This window comes from Streptomyces sp. AM 2-1-1, assembly GCF_029167645.1.
Lineage (GTDB): Bacteria > Actinomycetota > Actinomycetes > Streptomycetales > Streptomycetaceae > Streptomyces.
In genome coordinates this window covers 4,723,271-4,742,924 of sequence record NZ_CP119147.1, presented here as the reverse complement: position 1 = coordinate 4,742,924, position 19,654 = coordinate 4,723,271, and the positions used below count along the sequence as shown (strand labels likewise).

Annotated in this window: 15 protein-coding genes; 8 read left to right on the top strand and 7 right to left on the bottom strand. The window is 73.1% G+C overall.

The window, feature by feature from the left end; translation table 11 throughout:
- The first annotated feature begins 2 nt into the window (after window positions 1–2).
- On the top strand, window positions 3–1,094 hold the full coding sequence (locus tag PZB77_RS20760) for a LacI family DNA-binding transcriptional regulator (protein ID WP_275494117.1): 1,092 nt from the start codon (window positions 3–5) through the stop codon (window positions 1,092–1,094).
- A gap of 368 nt (window positions 1,095–1,462) precedes the next feature.
- Entirely contained in the window at window positions 1,463–2,272 is an 810-nt protein-coding gene (locus PZB77_RS20755; RefSeq protein ID WP_275494116.1) for a sugar phosphate isomerase/epimerase family protein, read from the top strand.
- Between the two features lie 29 nt (window positions 2,273–2,301).
- On the opposite strand, the gene PZB77_RS20750 is transcribed toward PZB77_RS20755, so the two are convergent.
- The gene (locus PZB77_RS20750) at window positions 2,302–3,291 is read right to left on the bottom strand and encodes an EamA family transporter (RefSeq protein WP_275494115.1); all 990 of its coding nucleotides are present in this window, start codon (window positions 3,289–3,291) and stop codon (window positions 2,302–2,304) included.
- A 99-nt stretch (window positions 3,292–3,390) separates the two neighbouring features.
- Between PZB77_RS20750 and PZB77_RS20745 the strand changes: the two genes are divergently transcribed.
- Both PZB77_RS20745 and PZB77_RS20740 read left to right on the top strand, forming a co-directional pair.
- The gene (locus PZB77_RS20745; RefSeq protein ID WP_275494114.1) at window positions 3,391–4,299 is read left to right on the top strand and encodes a LysR family transcriptional regulator; all 909 of its coding nucleotides are present in this window, start codon (window positions 3,391–3,393) and stop codon (window positions 4,297–4,299) included.
- A gap of 254 nt (window positions 4,300–4,553) precedes the next feature.
- Window positions 4,554–6,416, top strand: a complete 1,863-nt coding sequence (locus PZB77_RS20740) for a glycoside hydrolase family 3 protein (protein ID WP_275494113.1) — start codon at window positions 4,554–4,556, stop codon at window positions 6,414–6,416.
- A 92-nt stretch (window positions 6,417–6,508) separates the two neighbouring features.
- Here the strand turns inward: PZB77_RS20740 and PZB77_RS20735 are convergent, their stop codons facing one another.
- Both PZB77_RS20735 and PZB77_RS20730 read right to left on the bottom strand, forming a co-directional pair.
- Window positions 6,509–7,990 (bottom strand): S28 family serine protease, encoded by a 1,482-nt coding sequence (locus PZB77_RS20735; protein WP_275494112.1) that lies wholly within the window; start codon window positions 7,988–7,990, stop codon window positions 6,509–6,511.
- Window positions 7,991–8,105: 115 nt separating this feature from the next.
- Window positions 8,106–11,855, bottom strand: coding sequence for an ABC transporter ATP-binding protein (locus PZB77_RS20730; protein WP_275496147.1), 3,750 nt, complete (start codon window positions 11,853–11,855; stop codon window positions 8,106–8,108).
- Between the two features lie 620 nt (window positions 11,856–12,475).
- Here PZB77_RS20730 and PZB77_RS20725 point away from each other — a divergent pair.
- Window positions 12,476–12,841: a hypothetical protein gene (locus PZB77_RS20725; protein WP_275494111.1), complete on the top strand. Its 366-nt coding sequence runs from the start codon at window positions 12,476–12,478 to the stop codon at window positions 12,839–12,841.
- A 118-nt stretch (window positions 12,842–12,959) separates the two neighbouring features.
- On the opposite strand, the gene PZB77_RS20720 is transcribed toward PZB77_RS20725, so the two are convergent.
- The gene (locus PZB77_RS20720) at window positions 12,960–14,642 is read right to left on the bottom strand and encodes a thiamine pyrophosphate-binding protein (protein WP_275494110.1); all 1,683 of its coding nucleotides are present in this window, start codon (window positions 14,640–14,642) and stop codon (window positions 12,960–12,962) included.
- Window positions 14,639–15,607 (bottom strand): agmatinase, encoded by a 969-nt coding sequence (gene speB, locus PZB77_RS20715; protein ID WP_275494109.1) that lies wholly within the window; start codon window positions 15,605–15,607, stop codon window positions 14,639–14,641. Before speB ends, PZB77_RS20720 begins: the two co-directional genes overlap by 4 nt.
- Window positions 15,608–15,957: 350 nt before the next feature.
- On the opposite strand from speB, the gene PZB77_RS20710 reads away from it, so the two are divergent.
- Window positions 15,958–17,688: a PucR family transcriptional regulator ligand-binding domain-containing protein gene (locus tag PZB77_RS20710; RefSeq protein WP_275494108.1), complete on the top strand. Its 1,731-nt coding sequence runs from the start codon at window positions 15,958–15,960 to the stop codon at window positions 17,686–17,688.
- Window positions 17,689–17,757: 69 nt separating this feature from the next.
- Here the strand turns inward: PZB77_RS20710 and PZB77_RS20705 are convergent, their stop codons facing one another.
- Both PZB77_RS20705 and PZB77_RS20700 read right to left on the bottom strand, forming a co-directional pair.
- Window positions 17,758–18,168, bottom strand: coding sequence for a hypothetical protein (locus PZB77_RS20705; protein WP_275494107.1), 411 nt, complete (start codon window positions 18,166–18,168; stop codon window positions 17,758–17,760).
- 4 nt (window positions 18,169–18,172) lie between these two features.
- Window positions 18,173–18,517, bottom strand: coding sequence for a hypothetical protein (locus tag PZB77_RS20700; RefSeq protein WP_275494106.1), 345 nt, complete (start codon window positions 18,515–18,517; stop codon window positions 18,173–18,175).
- 121 nt (window positions 18,518–18,638) lie between these two features.
- On the opposite strand from PZB77_RS20700, the gene PZB77_RS20695 reads away from it, so the two are divergent.
- A complete protein-coding gene (locus PZB77_RS20695) occupies window positions 18,639–19,445 on the top strand; it encodes a helix-turn-helix transcriptional regulator (protein ID WP_275494105.1) in 807 nt (268 codons plus the stop codon).
- Window positions 19,426–19,647 (top strand): DUF397 domain-containing protein, encoded by a 222-nt coding sequence (locus PZB77_RS20690; RefSeq protein WP_275494104.1) that lies wholly within the window; start codon window positions 19,426–19,428, stop codon window positions 19,645–19,647. The genes PZB77_RS20695 and PZB77_RS20690 overlap by 20 nt, the downstream gene beginning before the upstream one ends.
- Window positions 19,648–19,654: the final 7 nt, after the last annotated feature.

Genomic DNA, 19,654 nt, shown 5'->3' with positions numbered 1-19,654 from the left:
CGATGACAGTCACCCTGGCGGACGTCGCGGCACGCGCCCGGGTGTCCCCGGCCACCGTCTCCCGCGTGCTGAACGGCAATTACCCGGTCGCCGCGACGACGCGCGACCGCGTGCTGCGTGCGGTGGACGACCTGGACTACGTGCTCAACGGACCGGCCAGCTCGCTCGCGGCGGCCACCTCCGACCTGGTCGGCATCCTGGTCAACGACATCGCGGACCCGTTCTTCGGCATCATGGCGGGCGCGGCGCAGTCGGAGATCGGCGTCCCGGGCGACGGCTCCGCCCGGGCGGGTGGCGAGAAGCTGGCCGTCGTCTGCAACACCGGCGGTTCCCCCGAACGCGAGCTGACCTATCTCACCCTCCTCCAGCGCCAGCGCGCGGCGGCCGTCGTGCTGACCGGCGGCGCGCTGGAGGACCCCCGGCACCAGGCCGCGATGGCCGCGAAGCTGGGGCGGCTCGCCGACGCGGGCACCCGGATCGTCTTCTGCGGGCGGCCCCCGCTGCCCGAGAACGACGCCGTCACGGCCGCCCTCACCTTCGACAACCGGGGCGGGGGCCGGCGCCTCACCGAGCACCTCATCTCGCTGGGCCACCGCCGGATCGGCTACGTCGCGGGCCCCCAGGAGCGCACCACCACCCGCCACCGCCTGGAGGGCCACCGCGCGGCGATGCGGGCGGCCGGGCTCCTCGACGGGGACGGGTCCGCGGACGGGACCCCCGCGGAGGACCGGCTCACCGTGTACGGCCCCTACGACCGCCGCTCCGGTTACGAGGCGACCCTCGAACTCCTGCGGCGCGAGCCGGGGGTGACCGCCGTCGTCGGCGCCAACGACTCGGTGGCCCTGGGCGCGAGCGCGGCCGTACGGGAACAGGGTCTGCGCATCCCCGAGGACGTCTCGGTGGCCGGCTTCGACGACCTGCCGTTCTCCGTGGACACCGTGCCGGCGCTCACCACCGTCCGGCTGCCGCTCCACGAGGCGGGGGCGCGGGCGGGACGGCTGGCCATGGGCACGGAGAACCCGCCGCCCGGCGGCATCGCGACCATCGCGGCGGAGCTGATGGTGCGCGGCTCGACGGCTCCGCCGCGCGGGTGATTCCCGGAGGTCCCCGGCACGGCCCGACGGCCGCTCCCGGGCTCCGACGGCCGCTCCCCCGCGGGAAGAGGCCCCGCCGCCGACGGGACGCCGCCCCGTCGCGGCGGGGACGGGGCCCCATCTCCGTCGCGCGCGGAAAGTGGCCGTAGAAAGCGCTGTCTGTACGGTGGTGCACGCGTCGGGTTCCGGGTGGCGGGCAGGGGTACGGGTAGGGGTGACTCCGGCCGCCCCGCGTCCGCCGCCCGCCCCGGACGGTGGCAGAAGCCGGGCACCCGGCACGGCGCGGTGACACGGAACGCCGGTGCGGCGCGGTGACACGGAAACGCCGGTGCGGCGCGGTGATACGGAACGATGGAAGGAACACGCACGTGAAGCTCGCTTTCTCGACCCTCGGAGTGCCGGGGACGCCCATCGACGAGGTCGTCCGACTGGCCGTCGAGCACGGCTACCAGGGGGTGGAGCTGCGCGCGCACCCGGAGGAGCCGGTACACCCCGGGCTCTCGGCGACCGAACGCGCCCAGGTGGTCGAGGAGTTCGCCAGGGGCGGCGTCCAGATCCTCACCGTGGCCGGGTACGTCCGGGTCGCGGCGGAGGGGGAGGACGAGGCGGTGGTGGCGCAGGTCGCCGAACTGGTGACACTCGCCCGCGACCTCGGCGCGCCGTACGTCCGGGTCTTCCCCGGCGGCGGCGACCAGGACCCGGAGGCCGCCGACGCGGCGGCGGCCCGGCGGCTCGGGGCCGCGGCGGCCCGGGCCGTGGACCAGGGGGTGACGATCCTGCTGGAAACCCATGACTCGCACCGGGCCGGCGCCGACGCCGCCCGCGTCGTCGGGACGGTCGGGCACGCCGGGGTCGGCGTGATCTGGGACGTGATGCACACCTGGCTCTCCGGTGAGAGCCCGCTCGACAGCCACCTGGTGCTGGCCCCGTACCTCGGCTACGTACAGGTCAAGGACATCGCCTCGGCCGAGGACACCACGCCGCTGGCGCTCGGCGAGGGCGTGCTGCCGCTGGCCGCGTGCCTGGACACGCTGGCCCCGGACACCTGGGTCTGCTGGGAGTACGAGAAGCGCTGGTACCCCCAGGTCCCGGAGCTGCCGGGACTGCTCGCGGCCGGTCGCGAGTTCCTGCTCCGGGTGGGCGCGCCGAAGCAGGAGGGACCCGGCGCGGGAGCCTAGCGCGAGGGCGTACGGGAGGCGCGGGTCGTTCAGGCCCGCGCCTCCCGCGTTTCCTGCACGTCCCGCGTTTCCCGCCAGTCCCGTGTTTCCCGTACGTCCCGCGTGTCCCTCGCGGCCGCGGCCTCCGGTCCCGCCGCGGCCACCGTCACGGGACCGGTCGCGGGACCGCGCCCCGCGAGGGACGTCACGGCCACCCCGCCGACCAGCAGCGCCGCCGCGCACCACCGCAGCGGGCTCACCGACTCGTCCAGCAGCAGCGCCGCCGAGGACATCCCGAAGACGGGCACGAGCAGGGTGAACGGCGCGACCGAGGTGGCCGGGTGGTGGCGCAGCAGGTACCCCCAGGCCCCGAAGCCGAAGACGGTGGAGATCCAGGCGACGTAGACGACCACCCCGGCGCCGGTCCAGTCCATCGCGGCGACGGCGTCCGCGTCCCGGTCCCAGCCCTCGAAGAGCAGCGAGAGGCCGAGGAGCGGCAGGACGGGAACGGTCGAGACCCACACCATGAAGTTGAGGGAGTCGGGCGGGGCGGCTCTGCGGGTGAGGACGTTGGAGACGCCCCAGCAGGCCGCTGCCGCCACCACCAGCACGAACGCGAGCACCGGCCCGCTCGCCCCCTCGTCGGCCGCGGCCACCCCGATCCCCGCGAGCGCCACGGTCATCCCCGCCACTCGCACCCCGCCGGGCCGTTCGCCGAGGGCGAGTGCGGCGAAGAGCGCGGTGAAGACGGCCTGGACCTGGAGGACGAGCGAGGAGAGCCCGGCGTCCATCCCCTGGTCCATGCCGACGAAGAGCAGGCCGAACTTGGCCACCCCGAGCGCGAGTCCGACGCCCACGATCCACTTCCACGCGACCTTGGGCGGTCCGACGAAGAAGACGGCGGGCAGCGCGGCGACCAGGAAGCGCAGGGCGGAGAAGAGGAGCGGGGGGAAGTGGTCGAGGCCCAGTTCGATGACGACGAAGTTCACTCCCCAGAGGGCGGCGACGAGGACGGCCAGGGCGATGTGGAAGGGGCGCATGGGCCGAGCATCACCCGTGGCGACTCTTTAGCACCAGCACGCCTTTCTTCATGGTGAGATGAAGCATCGCTCACGCGTTCCGCTTTCCTGGAGGACACGATGCTCGATCTCGCCCGGTTGCGCGCCCTGCACGCCGTGTCGGTGCACGGTTCGGTCGCCGGAGCCGCCTCGGCGCTCGGGTACACCCCGTCCGCGATCTCCCAGCAGATCACCAAGTTGGAGCGGGAGACCCGGACGACCCTGCTGGAGCGGCGCGGGCGCGGCATCGCACTGACCGAGGAGGCGATTCATCTCGCTGCCACGGCACAGGAGTTGCTGACCATCATGGAGCGGGCACAGACGACGCTGGAGGAGCGCAGGGGCCGGCCGACGGGCACCCTGTCGATCGGCGCCTTCGCGTCCGCCGCACGCGGCCTGCTGCCGGGCGTCCTCTCCGGCCTGGACCGCGACCATCCGACGCTGGACGCCCGGCTGACCGAGGTGGACCCGCATCTGTCGGTGGACCTGGTGGCGAAGGGTGTGATCGATCTGGCGGTCGCGCACGACTGGGACATCGCGCCGCTGCCCGCGCCGGAAGGGCTGGACCAGGCGGTGATCGGTGACGACCGGTGCGATCTGCTGGTACCGCGCGGCCACCCGCTGGCGGGGCGCACGGCGGTGCTGCGCGAGGAGCTGGCGCGGGAGCGGTGGATCTGCCAGCCGCCCGGCACGGTCTGCCACGACTGGCTCCTGCGGACGCTGCGGGCGGCGGGGTACGAACCCGACATCCGGCACCGGGCGGAGGAGAACCACACCCAGCTCGCCCTCGTCTCCGCCGGGCTGGGGGTCGCGATGATCCCGCGCCTGGGCCGCGGGCCACTGCCGGAGGGCGTGGTCGCGGTGCGACTCGACCCCGTACCGGTGCGCAGGCTGTACGCCCTCTGGCGGACGGGGGCGGCCCGGCGTCCGGCGATCACGGCGGCGGTCGCGGCGCTGCTCGCGCACGGGCGGGCGATCGGTCTGACCTGACGACCGGACGCGGCGCGCGGAAAGGCCCCGGCCCGTGGGAGGCGCCCGGCCTCCGGACAGGCGCCGGAAAGGCCCCGGCCCGCGGGAGGCGCCCGGCCTCCGGGCGGGCGTGCGGCTGCGGGGGCGCCGCGCCGGTTTGCCCGCAATCCTCCGGCACCGGGGCGGCGCGGCCGGGCGAGGGCCCTTGACCGGAAGTTACTTTCCCTATATCCGTACTGTCTTGGAAGTTTCTTTCAGTACCGGAAGGGGCTCACGTGCACCACCGCACCTCCAGACGCACCCTCCTCGCCGCTGCGGCGGCCACCGCGGCGGCCGCGGCCACCGGCACGGTCACCGTCCCGGGCGCCGCCGCGGCGGACCGGACGGGCTCACCCGCCTCCCCGTCGACGGACTCCCGGGGCGTCCCCGTGGAACGGCTCCGGCGGATCGTCGCCGGGATGAGCCTCGAGGAGAAGGTCGGCCAGCTCTTCGTGATGCGGGTGTACGGACACTCCGCCACCGCGCCGGACCAGGCGGACATCGACGCCAACCTCGCCGAGATCGGGGTCCGTACCGCCGCCGAGATGATCGCGAAGTACCACGTCGGCGGCATCATCTACTTCGCCTGGGCGCACAACACCCGCGACCCGCACCAGATCGCCGCGCTCTCCAACGGCATCCAGCGGGCCGGGCTCGCCGGGCCCTCCAAGGTGCCGCTGTTGGTCTCCACCGACCAGGAGCACGGCATCGTCTGCCGCGTCGGCGAACCGGCCACCCTGCTGCCGGGCGCGATGGCGCTGGGCGCGGGTGGCTCGCGGGCCGACGCCCGCCGGGCCGGTCAGATCGCGGGCGCCGAACTGGCCGCCCTCGGCATCAACCAGAACTACGCGCCCGACGCCGACGTCAACGTCAATCCGGCCAACCCGGTGATCGGCGTGCGGTCGTTCGGCTCCGATCCCGGCTCCGTGGCGGGGATGGTCGCCGCGCAGGTGAAGGGGTATCAGGGGGCGGGGATCGCCTCGACGGCCAAGCACTTCCCGGGCCACGGTGACACCAGTACCGACAGTCACACCGGGCTGCCCGTCATCACCCACACCCGCGAGCAGTGGTCCGAGCTGGACGCCCCGCCGTTCCGGGCGGCGATCGCGGCGGGCATCGACTCGATCATGACGGCGCACATCGTGGTCCCGGCGCTCGACCCGTCGGAGGATCCGGCGACCCTCTCCCGGCCGATCCTCACCGGCATCCTGCGCGAGGAGTTGGGCTACGACGGGGTGGTGGTGACGGACGCGCTGGGCATGGAGGGCGTGCGCACCAAGTACGGCGACGAGCGCGTCCCCGTGCTGGCGCTGAAGGCGGGTGTGGACCAGCTGCTGAACCCGCCCGGCCTCGACGTCGCGTGGAACGCCGTGCTCACCGCCGTGCGCTCGGGCGAACTCACCGAGGCCCGCATTGAGGAATCGGTTCTGCGCATTCTGCGGCTGAAGGCGAAACTCGGCCTCTTCCGGGATCCGTTCGTCAAGGACTCGCAGGTGGACAGGGTCGTAGGCACCCGGGCCCATCTCGCCGCCGCCGACCGGATCGCCGAACACACCACCACCCTGCTCGCCAACCCCACCGGGCTGCTGCCGCTCTCCCGGCGCAGCCACAGGAACCTCCTGGTGGTGGGCGCGGACCCGGCCTCCCCGTCCGGTACGACGGGTCCGCCGACCACCACGCTGGCCGCGGAGTTCACCGCGCTGGGCCACACGGCGACGGCCCTGTCCACCGGTACGGCGCCGACCCAGGCGAAGATCGCCGAAGCGGTGGCGGCGGCGGCCGGCAAGGACGCGGTCGTGGTCGGCACGTACAACGTGACGGCGACCGGCTCGCAGCGCACCCTGGTGAGCGCGCTGGCCGCGACCGGGGTCCCGGTCGTCACGGTCGCCATCCGCAACCCGTACGACATCGCGCGACTGGCCGGAACGGGGTACGCGGCGAGCCTCGCGGCGTACTCCTGGACCGATGTCGAACTGCGCGCCGCCGCACGGGTGATCGCGGGCCACGCCGAGCCGGGCGGGCGGCTGCCCGTCCCGGTGCAGCGCGCGGACGACCCCTCGCAGGTGCTGTACCCGGTGGGGTACGGCCTGTCCTACTGAATCCGTCCCGCACGTCCGGATCGTCCCGAGAACGCGACCGGCGCGCGCCCGCTGTGGAAGCGGGCGCGCGCCGGTCGCGGTTTCCGGGCCGGTCAGGGGTGCAGGGTGCGCTGCCGGTTCAGCTGCGCGTCCTGGTGGTCGAGCCGGGTGTCGTACCTCGCCAGTGGCGCGGCCTTCGCCGGGTCGGCGACCACGGCCGCCGGGGTGACGCCCGCCCAGCGCAGGATGGTCGCGGTGGCCTCCGCGCTCTCGTCGGCCACCAGACCCGCCACGTTGGCGCCGTGGTTGGCACCGGGCGCGGTGTAGACGTAGCTGTCGCGGGAGCCCCTGCCGGGGCCGAACCGCTCGGCGCCCCACGGGTCGTTCTGTCCGTAGACGTACATCATCCGGGTGGCGTGGTGGGTGACCCAGGAGTCCACGTCCCGCATGACGCCCCGCTGGAAGGTCATGGGGATGGAACGCGGCACGAAGTTGCGCGGCGGCTGGTAGCCGTAACGGCTCAGCGTGCCGAGCCACGGCTGCTCGATGTCGGGCGAGCCGAGCTGGGTGCCTGCCTGGTAGTAGTACGGCGTGTAGGTGGAGAGCCCCTGGTCGGCGTAGGCGGAGAAGCCGGAGATCCCGTCGACCGAGTCCCAGATCTCCTGGTCGGTGGCGGTCGTGGCGTCGGCCGGCAGGGCCGCGCAGTCGGCGACCTTGCTGTACTGCCAGAAGGCCCAGACGTAGTCCATGACGACGGCTTCGTACGCCTTGTCCAGGGTGCCCACGGTGGTGAAGGTGTAGCCGTTCTCCGCCGCGTACGCCGCGTACTTCTCCTCCAGGGGCGCACGCCGGATCAGTGCCTCGCGCTGGACGGCGCTCAGCTTGTCGCGGCACTCCTTCGTACCGACCGTCCGGAAGAAGCGGTCGTACGCCGAGTCCTCGTCGTTCACCACGTCGTTCGGCGCGACGTAGGCGACGACGGCGTCCATGTCCTTCGGGTAGTAGCGCTCGAAGTAGGTGGCGGTCATGCCGCCCTTGGAGCCGCCGGTCGCCAGCCACTTCCGGTCGTAGATCTTCTTCAGCGCGGTGAACACCCGGTGCTGGTCACTGGCGGCCTGCCAGATGTCGAGCTTCGACCAGTCGGCGGGCTGGGGGCGCGAGGGCGTGAAGAAGCGGTACTCCAGCGAGACCTGGTTGCCGTCGACGATCCGGGTCGGTTCGCTGCGGCTCGCCGAGGTGGAGACGTTGTACCCGCTGGTGTAGAAGACCGTGGGCCGCGAGGTGTCCTTGTGCAGCAGGGTGATCCGCTGCTGGAAGGTCCCCCGGGACGGGTGGCGGTGGTCGATCGGCTGCGTGTAGTTGAGGACGAAGTAGCGGTAGCCGGTGACCGGCTTCTCCTCGATCAGGCTCATCCCCGGTATCGCGAGGATGCGGTCCTTGATGTCGGCGCTGTCCGCGCTGTCGGCGGCGAGCGGGGTGACCGCCTGTTCCGCGGCCGGCTGCGCGGCGGTGGCCGCACCGGCCGAGACGCCTGTCGCACCGACCGTGCCGATCAGCAACGCGAGCGACAGAGCACCTCTGAGCGTCTTGCGCATACACACTCCCCTGGGTTCACGACGTTGGCCGTGAACCTAGCGGGATCAACACGCGTCACGCCAGACCCGGTTGTCCCCCGGGCGCGGCGCGCGGGCCGCGCCGGGGGAGGGGTACTCAGACCGCCGCGGGCTCGTCCTCCCCTATGAAGGTGCGCCACAGCCGGGCGTACGGGCCCTCCAGGGCGAGGAGTTCGTCGTGCGAACCGTCCTCCACCACCCGGCCGTGCTCCATCACCACGACCCGGTCCGCGCGCGCGGCCGTGGTCAGCCGGTGCGCGACGACGAGCGTGGTGCGGCGGCCGGTGAGCCGGTCGGTGGCCTGGTTGACGAGGGCCTCGCTGGCGAGGTCCAGGGAGGCGGTCGCCTCGTCGAGGAGCAGCACGTCGGGGTCGACCAGTTCGGCACGGGCGAGCGCGATGAGCTGGCGCTGCCCGGCGGAGAGGTTGCGGCCCCGCTCGGCGACCTCGTGGAGGTACCCGCCGTCCAGCGTGGCGATCATGTCGTGCGCGCCGACCGCGCGGGCCGCCGCCTCCACCCGGGCGTCGGAGGCGTCCGGAACGCCGTACGCGATGGCGTCGCGGACCGTGCCGGGGAAGAGGTACGACTCCTGCGGTACGACTCCGAGGTGGTGCCGGTAGGCCGTCATGTCGAGCAGGCGCAGATCGGTGCCGTCCGCGGTGACTTTGCCGGACGTCGGGTCGTAGAACCGGGCGACCAGCTTGACCAGCGTCGACTTCCCCGCGCCGGTCTCACCGACGAACGCCACGGTCTGCCCGGCCGGGATGCGCAGGTCGACTCCGGTCAGTGCCTCCTCCTCGTCCCCGTAGGCGAAGGAGACGTTCTCGAACGCGATGTCGCCGCGCAGCTCGGAGAGCTCCACCGGCGCGTCCGGATCGGCGGTGGAGGTGGGTTCCCGCAGCAGCTCCTGGATGCGGCCGAGGGAGACGGTGGCCTGCTGGTAGCCGTCGAAGACCTGGGAGAGCTGCTGCACGGGGGCGAAGAACAGGTCGATGTAGAGGAGGTAGGCGACGAGCGCACCGACCATCAGGGTGCCGTCGTCCACCCGGCCGGCACCCACGATCAGCACGGCGGCCGAGGCGACGGAGGAGAGCAGCTGCACGAAGGGGAAGTAGACGGAGATGAGCCACTGTCCCCGCACCCGGGCCTGCCGGTAGTGGGTGCTGCGCTCCGCGAACCGCGCCGCGCCGTCCCGCTGGCGGTTGAACGCCTGCACGATCCGCAGGCCGGAGACGGACTCCTGGAGATCGGCGTTGACCGCGCCGATGCGCTCACGGGCGAGCTGGTAGGCGGCCACACTCTTGCGGCGGAAGACGAAGGTCCCGGCGATCAGCAGCGGCAGGGTGGCGAAGACGACGAGGGCCAGCTGCACGTCCAGGATCAGCAGCGCCGCCATGATCCCGAAGAAGGTGACGACGGAGACGAACGCGGTGACCAGACCGGTCTGCAGGAACGAGGAGAGCGCGTCGACGTCGGTCGTCATCCTGGTCATGATCCGGCCGGTCAGCTCGCGCTCGTAGTAGTCGAGGCCGAGCCGCTGGAGCTGGGAGAAGATCTTGAGCCGCAGCGAGTAGAGCACCCGCTCACCGGTGCGCCCGGTCTTGCGGGTCTCTCCGATCTGCGCGGCCCACTGCACGACGACGGCGGCCAGCCCGAGGAGCGAGGCCGTCCAGATCGCCCCGGTCGACATCCGGGTGACGCCCTCGTCGATGCCGTGCCGGATCAGTACGGGCAGCAGGAGCCCCATCCCGGCGTCCACCGCGACCAGCCCGAGGCTGACCAGCAGCACCGCCCCGAAGCCGCGCAGCAGCCGGCGCAGTCCGTAGGAGTCCTCGGGCCGGACGGCGCCCTCCTCGTCGATCTCCGGGAGGTCCGTGGCGGGCGGCAGCGCCTCCACCTGGGCGAGCAGCTCCGGGGTGGCGGGCATCCCGGCGATCGCCCGGTCGCGCCCCTGGTCCTTGCGGATCCAGAGGGCGGGCGTGATGCCGCGTTCGGCGTCGAACTCCGCCTCCATCTCCTCCTGGAGCGTGCGGTCGTCCTCCAGCGGCGGGACGGCGGGCGCCGGCTGGTGGCCGGGCGAGGTGCCGCCCAGCTCGTCCGGGTCGGTCAGCAGGCGCCGGTAGAGCGCGGAGCGCCGCTGCAGCTCCTCGTGGGTGCCGATGTCGGAGAGGCGTCCGCCGTCGAGGACGGCGATGCGGTCGGCGAGGCCGAGGGTGGACCGGCGGTGTGCGATGAGCAGGGTGGTGCGGCCCGCCATGACCTGCCGGAGCGTCTCGTGGATCTCGTGCTCGACACGGGCGTCGACCGCCGAGGTGGCGTCGTCGAGGACGAGGAGGCGGGGATCCGTGAGGATCGCGCGGGCGAGCGCGACGCGCTGGCGCTGCCCGCCGGAGAGGGTGAGGCCGTGCTCGCCGACCTTGGTGTCGTACCCCTTCGGAAGGTCGGCGATGAACCGGTCGGCCCGGGCGGCGCGGGCGGCGGCCTCGATCTCCTCCTGGGTGGCGTCGGGGCGCCCGTAGGCGATGTTGGCGCCCACGCTCTCGGAGAAGAGGAAGCTGTCCTCGGGGACGAGCCCGATGGCGGCGCGCAGCGAGCCGAGGGTCAGCTCGCGGACGTCGTGCCCGCCGACCAGGACGGCGCCGCGCGTCACGTCGTAGAAGCGCGGCAGCAGCAGGGAGACGGTGGACTTGCCGCTGCCGGACGCGCCGACCAGCGCGACGGTCTCGCCCGGGGCGATGGAGAGGGAGAACCCGTCGAGCACGGGACGGTAGGCGGACTCCTCGCCGTCGCCGGTGTCCGCGCCGATGCCGGGATCCGCGCCGGGGGCGCCCGGGGGCGTGCCGTAACCGAAGCTCACGTCGTCGAACTCGACACCGGCGGGGGCGTCGGCCGGCAGCTCCTTCGTGCCGTCGGCGAAGGTCGGCTCGGTGTCGATCAGCTCCAGCACCCGGTCCACCCCGGCACGGGCCTGCTGGCCCACGGTGAGGACCACGGCGAGCATCCGGACCGGCCCGACGAGCTGCGCGAGGTACGAGGAGAACGCGACGAAGGTCCCGAGGGTGATCTGGCCCCGGGTCGCCAGCCAGCCGCCGAGCGCCAGCATCGCGACCTGGCCGAGCGCGGGCACCGCCTGGAGCGCCGGGGTGTAGCGGGCGTTGAGCCGGATGGTGCGCATCCGGCCGGCGAAGAGCCGGCGGCCCACCTCGCGGAGCTTCCCGGTCTCCTGCTCCTCCTGGCCGAAGCCCTTGACGACCCGGACTCCGGAGACGGCGCCGTCGACCACGCCCGCGACCGCCGCCGCCTGGCTCTGGGCGTACCAGGTGGCCGGGAAGAGGCGGGTACGGGAGCGGCGGGCGATGAACCAGATCGCGGGGGCGACGGCGACCGCGACCAGGGTCAGCAGCGGGGAGAGCCACGCCATGATCACCAGGGAGACGAGGAAGAGCAGGAGGTTCCCGATGGTCATCGGGAGCATGAAGAGCAGGCTCTGGATGAGCTGGAGGTCGCTGGTGGCGCGCCCGACGACCTGTCCGGTGGAGAGCTCGTCCTGACGTCTGCCGTCGAGCTTGGTGATGGTCGCGTACATCTCGGTGCGCAGGTCGTGCTGGACGTCGAGGGCGAGCCGGCCGCCGTAGTAGCGGCGGACGAACGCGGTGACGTAGATGACCACCGCCGCCCCTATCAGCAGGCCGGTCCAGACGGCGAGCGAGCGGGTGTGCGTGGTGACGACGTCGTCGATGATCACCTTGGTGATCAGCGGGACGAGGGCCATCACGCCCATCCCGGCGAGGGAGGAACCGAGGGCGAGGATAACGTCACGGCGGTAGCGCCACGCGTAGCCGGTCAGCCGCCGGGCCCATCCCTGGGGCGCCCGTCCGCGGGGTCCCGGGGCGGACGAGCCCGGACCGGAGGCCTTCCGGCCGGACGCCTGCGGGCCGGACGCCTGCGGGCCGGACGTGCCCGGGGCCGGTGCTTCGGGGCCGGGCGCCCCGGGGCCGGCCGGATTCGCACCGTTCGGCTTCGCACCGTTCGGCTTCGCACCGTTCGGCTTCGCACCGTTCGGCTTCGCACCGTTCGCCTTCCCGGGCCTCCGCGGATCCCGTGGTGCCGCTCCCTGGTGTTCCGCGCCCGCCACCGATGCCTCCTGATCGCCCTGCCGTCGCCTGCGACACGTGTGCTCGCGTGGCTCGTTCCCACTGATCTTCCGCAACGCACCAACGCCCTGGGCTGCGGATTTCATCCCGCTGCAACACATGCCCGTCAAAGGTCTCGGGGTGTTCACTCGATCGACTGAAGTCACAAGGCGGACCCCGGCGGACGTTCGATCTCCGACTACGCTGGGTTACCAAGTCGACGGACGGCTCTGCCACGGGGCGCGGCCCGCGTCGCACCGTCCTCTCTGGGACGAGTGCGAGGACGAGCACGAATACGCATAACCGGACAACGAACAAGGGGGCGGGGGACTCCATGAGCGAGGGACCGACGAGGACGGACGCGTACCGCAGCGGACAGGTGTACGCGGTGCTCGAAGTGCTGCAACGGCTCAGTCCGGGCGGCGGACAGCGGCTGAGCGAGGAGGGCCACCGCTCCAGGACGGCCGGGAGACCCCTGGGCCATCTCCGGGAGGCGCTGGCCCTCGCCGGCAAGCACTACATGGAGGCGCGGCGGGTCCATCCGGTCGGCGCGGTGGACACGATCTTCGGGCTGCTGCCGGACGCGATGCCGGTGACGAGGGAGTTCCCGGGTTCCCTCGACCCTGCCTCGCAGTCGGAGTTCCTGCGGGGGCGTGAGGACCAGATAGCGGTGATCGAGAAGAAGACCGGCGTGCGCTGAGCAGGCGCGCACCGACCTCCTCCGTGTCGGCGCCTCCTCCGCGTCGGTGTCCTTCCCGCCGATGCCCCTGCGGGCGCCGGCGGGGGTGCCCCCACCGGCGCCCCCGCCGGTGCTCCGGTCAGAGGTGCGTCGGGGCGAACATCCTCAGCTGCGCCGGGAGCACGACGACGGACGGTCCGGGTTCGGCGAGCGCCTTCGCCAGGTCGGCGGCGAGGGCCTCGGGTGAGGTGCGGACGCCCGGGACGCCGAAGGACCCGGCGAGGGCGACGAAGTCCGGGCGGGCCAGCTCGGTGGCGGTCGCCTCGCCGAAGGCGTCCGTCATGTACTCGCGCAGGATGCCGTAGCCGCCGTCGTCGACGATCAGCCAGGTGACCGGGAGGTCGTACTGCCGTGCGGTGGCGAGCTCGGCGAGGGAGTACATCGCTCCGCCGTCGCCGGAGACGGCGAGCACCGGCCGGCCGGGGTCGGCGGCGGCCGCTCCGAGGGCCGCGGGGAAGGCGTAGCCGAGACCGCCGGCGCCCTGGGCGGAGTGCATGGTGTTGGGGTGGCGGGCGTCGAAGGCGGACCAGGCCCAGTAGGCCAGGATCGTCATGTCCCAGAAGCTGGGCGCGGTGTCGGGGAGCGCCTCGCGGACGGAGGCGAGGACGCGCTGCTCCAGGGTGAGGTCCTGGGCGTCGATGCGGGCCCGGACCTGCTCCAGCAGGGTCCGGACGCGCGTCGCGGCGGTGGGGTCCTCGCGGGTCTCGACCGCGTCCAGAAGGTCGGCCAGGGCCTCGCGGGCGTCCGAGTGGATGCCGAGGGCGGGGTGGTTGGACTCCAGCTTCCCGGCGTCGGCCTCGATCTGGATGACCCGGCCGCGAGGGCTGAAGGTGTGGTAGTTCGAGGAGAGTTCGCCGAGCCCGGAGCCGACCACGAGGAGGACGTCGGCGGATTCCAGGAAGTCGGTGGTGTGCCGGTCCTCCAGCCAGGAGCGGAGCGAGAGGGGGTGCTCCCAGGGGAAGGCGCCCTTGCCGCCGAAGGTGGTGACGACCGGGGCGTCCAGCTTCTCGGCGAGGGCGCGCAGCTTGCCGCTCGCGTCGGACCGGACGACTCCGCCGCCCGCGATGATCACGGGGCGCTCGGCGCGGGAGAGCAGCCGGGCGGCGGCGAGCGTCAGTTCGGGGCGCGGGTAGAGCTCGCGCGGGGTGGCGTCGATCGCGGAGACCGGGGGCAGCGTGGTCCCGGAGACCAGCACGTCCTGCGGGATCTCGATCCAGACCGGCCCGTGCGGTGCGGTGAGGGCGGACTCCCAGGCGGCGGCGATGGCGGAGGGGATCTGGGAGGCGGTCCGCACGGTGTGGACGGACTTCACCACGTCACGGAAGGAGGCCTTCTGGTCGCGCAGTTCGTGGAGGTAGCCGTGCCGGCCGCCGCCGAGACCGGCGGTCGGGACCTGGCTGGAGATCGCGAGGACCGGGGCGGAGGCCGCCGCCGCTTCCTGGAGGGCGGCGAGGGAGGTCAGCGCGCCGGGGCCGGTGGAGAGGAGGAGCGGGGCGACCTCTCCGGTGATGCGACCGTAGGCGTCGGCGGCGAACCCCGCGTTGTTCTCGACACGGAGTCCGACGTAGGAGAGGGAGGAGCGGCGCAGGGCGTCGAAGATGCCGAGCGCGTGCTGGCCGGGCAGGCCGAAGACGGTGGTCGCTCCGAGGCCCCGGAGGGTCTCGACGACGAGGTCACCGCCGGTGCGGCCGGGCGGGGGGGCGAGTGCGGCTTCGGCCTGGGCCGGGGTGAGGCGCGGCCGGTCGTCGTGGTCGTGGCTCACTTGGCACGCGCCCCGGCGATCTGGCGGGCCATGATCGTCGTCAGCTCGTACGCGGTGTGCGAGGCGGCGACGGAGGTGATCTCCGCGTGGTCGTACGCGGGGGCCACCTCCACCAGGTCGGCGGAGACGAGGTGGCAGGAGGCGAGGCCGCGCACGATCTCCAGGAGTTCGCGGGAGGTGAGGCCGCCGGCCTCGGGGGTGCCGGTGCCGGGCGCGTGGGCGGGGTCGAGCACGTCGATGTCGATGGAGATGTAGAGCGGCCGGTCCCCGATGCGCTGACGGAGCTGGTCGGTGATCTCGTCGACGCCGCGCCGCATGACGTCGGCCGAGGTGACGATGCCGAAGCCCAGTTTGGCGTCGTCGGTGAGGTCCTGCTTGCCGTAGAGCGGGCCCCGGGTACCGACGTGGGAGAGGGCGGAGGTGTCGAGGATGCCCTCTTCGACGGCCCGGCGGAACGGGGTGCCGTGGGTGTACTCGGCGCCGAAGTAGGTGTCCCAGGTGTCCAGGTGGGCGTCGAAGTGGAGGAGGGCGACGGGGCCGTGCTTCTTGGCGACGGAACGCAGCAGCGGCAGGGCGATGGTGTGGTCACCGCCGAGGGTCATCAGGCGGGCGCCGGTGGAGAGCAGGTCGTCGGCGGCGGCCTCGATCGTCTCGACGGCCTCGTTGATGTGGAAGGGGTTGGCCGCGATGTCACCGGCGTCGGCGACCTGCGCGAGGGCGAACGGGGAGGCGTCCTGTGCGGGGTTGTAGGGGCGCAGGAGCCGCGAAGCCTCGCGGATCGCGTTGCCGCCGAAGCGGGCGCCGGGCCGGTAGGAGACGCCGGAGTCGAAGGGCACACCGACGACGGCGACGTCGGCGGTCCCGACCTCGTCGAGCCGGGGCAGCCGGGCGAACGTCGCGGGACCGGCGTACCGGGGCACCCGGGAGGAGTCGACGGGGCCGCGAGGCGTTTCGCTGCTGCTCATGTGTGGGGCCTTCCTTCGGGTCGTTCGAGGTGTTCCAGGGTGCCCGGGGCGTTCCCGGGTGTTCCGGGGCCTTCCCGGACGAGGATGCGGATGGTCCGGGGCCTCCGCACCCGGAGGGCGGTGGCAGCCCTCGGTGGGCGGTGGCAGCGCTCGGTGGGGTGGGCGGTGCCGTCTCCCACCGGTGGATGCCATGGTGGCCCCGCGGACCGTTCCGCGGACGGCGGGGTGCGCCCCGGTGGGGCTCACGCGCCGCGTACGTCTCGTGCGCCCTGACGACGGTAAGCGGCCGAGGGGCGGCGCTGAAGTGTACGTTTCCTCCATCCTTGCCGCACCCAGTGGAGCAATCATCCATGCCGGATTCCCCCACAGAACCTGCCGGCCCCACCGGGCCCGCGGATCCCGCCGGGCCCGCCGACCCCGCAGGTCCTGCGGATCCCTCAGCTCCGGACTCCTCCGAGCCCTCCGAGCCCTCCGAGCCCTCCGCATCCCCACGCTCCTCCGAGCCCTCCGCATCCCCACGCTCCTCCGCGCCGGCCGGCCCCACCGTCCCCCACGGTCCCGCCGCGCCGCTCACCTCAGCCGGACCGCCCACCCCGCCCGACTCGACCGGACCACCCACCCCGTCCGTCCCCGCCACCCCGTCGGCCCCGCCGGCCCCGCCGCCCGTCCCTCTGGGCGCGCTGCTCGCCCGCGAGGAGCTGGGGCTGCGCAGGATCGCCGGACCGGAGCGGGCGGACCTGCTCTGGGTGCACACCTCGGAGATGGCCGACCCGTACCCCTATCTCCTCGGTGGCGAGCTGCTGCTCAGCGCGGGCGTGCAGCTCGCGGATCCCGACCGGTACGTCTCGCGGGTGGTGGAGGCGGGCGCGGCGGCCCTGGGCTTCGGAGTGCGGCCGGTGCACGAGTCGGTGCCGCCCGGACTGGCGGAGGCGTGCGAGCGGTACGGTCTTCCGCTGCTGGAGGTGCCGCCGGAGACGGCGTTCACCTCGGTCGCCCGGGCGGTCTGGCAGCTGATGGCGGACGCCCGCCACCGCGAGCTGCGCCACACCGCCCGCGCCCAGCAGGCTCTCGCCTCGGCAGCGGCCCGGCCCGACCCGGTGCCGGCCGTGCTCCACCAGCTGACGGCCCGGTTGGGCGGGCGCGCGGTGCTGCTGGGCCCGGAGGGCGAGGAGATCCACGCGGCGGGCGCCCGTACCGCCCCGGCGGTGCGCACCGCGCTGTCCCGGCTGGCCCGGGTGGTCGGTCCGCAGGAGCACCGGGCCGCTCCGGCGTCCGCCACCGAGACGGTGGACGGCACCCACGTCTCCGCGTACGCGCTCGGTGGCGGCCACGGTCTCGTGCTCGCCCTCGCGACCGGCCGTCGCGAGCCGGGCGATCACACGGTGGCGGGCATGGCGGTCGTCCTGCTCTCGCTGCTGGCCGCCCCGCACCAGGGCGCGGGCGCGGCGCACCGTTCCGCCGCGCTGGTACGGCTGTTGCTGGGCGCGGCTCCGGAAGAGGTGGGGCCCCTGCTCGGCTCGGACGGCCCGTGGACCGTGGTGCACGCCCGCCGCACGAGCGGCGCCGGCACCGCCCCGCTCACGGCGGGCACCCTCGGCGCCTCCCTCGGTTCGGCACTGGTCGACACGGGCCGCCGCCCGGAGGAGGCGGTACGGGTACTGCTCACCGACACCGCCCGGCTCACCCCGCAGCCCGGCTGGGTGCTCGGCGCCTCCGACCCCGTACCCCTGGACGGGCTCGCGGCGGCGGACGTCCGGGCGGCCCGGGCGCTGGCCCGCGCGGAGGCGACCCGTACCCCCCTGCTGCGGCACCGCACCGACCGGGGGCTGACCGGCCTGCTGGCCGGGGAGGCGGCCGAGGCGCACGCCCGCGCCCTGCTCGCGCCGCTCTCCGCGACGCTGCGGGAGACCCTGCGCTGCTGGCTGTCACTGCACGGCAGCTGGGACCGTACGGCAGTGGCCCTCCGGATCCACCGCAACACGGTCCGCCAGCGCATCGGCCGGTGCGCGGAGCTCCTGGACACCGACCTGGACGACATGGACGTACGGACGGAGCTGTGGGTCGCCCTGCGGATGTCGTGAGAGCCGGGGACGCGTGGAGGGGCGCGCCCCTCAGCGGCCGGCCGTGACCCGCACCCCCCGGGGTTCGGCTCACGCCGCGACGAGGGGCACCCTCACCAGCAGCCCGGACCGGTTGACCAGCAGTTCGGGGTGTTCGTCCTCGTAGAAGCGGAGGTGGCCGATGGTCCCCGGGGTTCGGGAGTGCCGAGCGAGCCGCTCGACGAGGGAGTCGAGATCGGGCAACGACTCGGCGTGCACCTCCTGGCGGGCGGTCAGCGACCAGCCGCCGGGCGTCCGCACCAACTCACCCACCAGCACCCCGCCGATGCGCGCCGCCGGTCCACGCTCCGCCAGCAGGGGGTACGCGCCCGCGACCCCGGACTCTCCGTACTCGGCCCCGTCGGCCCGCACACCGAGATGCCATTGCAGATCGGTCAGGACGGGGATGGGCACGGAGGCATCGAGGTCCAGGGAGAAGTCCACGGCGTACACGTCACTCATGGCCTCAGCGTACGGGCGGCTCCGTCCCCGGGGAGGGCTCGTCGCGCATCCCGTCGGCCACCGCCGCGAGACGGCTTCCCCGGCTCTCCGCGATCCGGTGGACGTCGCGCAGCGAGGCCGTCAGACACCGTGTCACGTATCCGAGTTGGTCGCGCGTCACCTCGCGCGGGTCGTGCAGCATCTCGTCCGCGTGCTCCAACAGCTGCTTGGCCATGCCCAGCTGCACGCTCTCGATACCGTCAGCGAGCCGGGACACACGCCCCGCACCCTCCCCGATCACGTAGCAGGGCTTCCCGCCCTCTCCGACCCAGGGAAGCAGCCTCGCTCCGACGGGCGTCCATGCGTCCATACCGTCAACTCCGTTCCTCGCACCACCACTGTGTAGCGATTGCCTCACAGAGTGAGACGGGCCGGGCTACGCTCACCAGGGGGTTCGGGGTGACACCGGACTTGTCGCACGGGAGTCGACCTTGAGCAATACGTACGGGGAGTGGCTGCGGGCGCGTCGCGAGGCGGCGGGGCACACCCAACAGCAATTGGCCGACCTGGCCTTCATGACCAGGTCGCACATCTCCCACATCGAGGCGGGACGGCGCGTGCCTTCGCTCGAAGACGCGCGCAGACTCGACCAAGTGCTGAACACGGGCGATGTGCTGAGCAGTTTCCGGCCCCAGGAGGGCGCGGGGGTCCTCGCCGACTACTTCGGCGCGGCGCGGCACCTGGAACAGCAGGCAACGATGATCCGCGAGTTCGCCCTGTCGTACATGCCCGGCATCCTGCAGACCGAGGCGTACGCGCGCACCGTGCTGGGCATGGGCTTTCCGCCGCTGGGGCCCACCGCTTGTGACAAAGCCGTTGTCGCACGGTTGGAGCGCTCACGCATTCTCGAGGATCCAAGATCACCCGTGGTGTGGGCCCTCCTGGACGAGGCGGCGCTACGACGTCCGATCGGAGGACCCGAAATCATGGGCGAGCAGATCCAGCACGTCATCGATCTGGCAGAGTCACGCCGCGTGCGGGTGCACGTCATTCCCCTGGCGCTCGGGTTCCACCCGCTTCTCGAGAGCATGTTGACGCTGATGTGGTTCGAGGATCAGCCACCCGTCGCCTACAGCGAGGGGGTACACATGGGAAAGCTGCACGACTCACCCTCCGTTGTCGAAGCACTCCAGGCTCGATACGATCTTGCGTTGAGCGACGCTCTGCCACTGAGGGAGTCATTGGCGGTGTTGAGGGCTACTGCGAAGGACTACACCCATGGCCCAGCACTCGTTTGACGGTGCCCCCGACTTCGGCCGCTGGCGCAAGTCCTCCCACAGCGGCAGCGAGTCGGGCAGTTGCCTGGAAGTCGACGACGCCCACCCGTCGGCCGTCCCGGTCCGCGACTCCAAGTCCCCGCAGGAACCACCGATCCTCTTCGGCGCCCCGGGTTGGTCCGCCTTCGTCGCGGCGGTCAAGGACGGGTCCCTCTCCTCCTGACGCCCGA

Excerpts from the sequence above, each read along its gene's own strand:
- PZB77_RS20760 (WP_275494117.1), top strand. The coding sequence starts at position 3 with ATGACAGTCACCCTGGCGGACGTCGCGGCACGCGCCCGGGTGTCCCCG.
- PZB77_RS20750 (WP_275494115.1), bottom strand. The coding sequence starts at position 3,291 with ATGCGCCCCTTCCACATCGCCCTGGCCGTCCTCGTCGCCGCCCTCTGG.
- PZB77_RS20745 (WP_275494114.1), top strand. The coding sequence starts at position 3,391 with ATGCTCGATCTCGCCCGGTTGCGCGCCCTGCACGCCGTGTCGGTGCAC.
- PZB77_RS20735 (WP_275494112.1), bottom strand. The coding sequence starts at position 7,990 with ATGCGCAAGACGCTCAGAGGTGCTCTGTCGCTCGCGTTGCTGATCGGC.
- PZB77_RS20725 (WP_275494111.1), top strand. The coding sequence starts at position 12,476 with ATGAGCGAGGGACCGACGAGGACGGACGCGTACCGCAGCGGACAGGTG.
- speB (WP_275494109.1), bottom strand. The coding sequence starts at position 15,607 with ATGAGCAGCAGCGAAACGCCTCGCGGCCCCGTCGACTCCTCCCGGGTG.
- PZB77_RS20710 (WP_275494108.1), top strand. The coding sequence starts at position 15,958 with ATGCCGGATTCCCCCACAGAACCTGCCGGCCCCACCGGGCCCGCGGAT.
- PZB77_RS20705 (WP_275494107.1), bottom strand. The coding sequence starts at position 18,168 with ATGAGTGACGTGTACGCCGTGGACTTCTCCCTGGACCTCGATGCCTCC.
- PZB77_RS20700 (WP_275494106.1), bottom strand. The coding sequence starts at position 18,517 with ATGGACGCATGGACGCCCGTCGGAGCGAGGCTGCTTCCCTGGGTCGGA.
- PZB77_RS20690 (WP_275494104.1), top strand. The coding sequence starts at position 19,426 with ATGGCCCAGCACTCGTTTGACGGTGCCCCCGACTTCGGCCGCTGGCGC.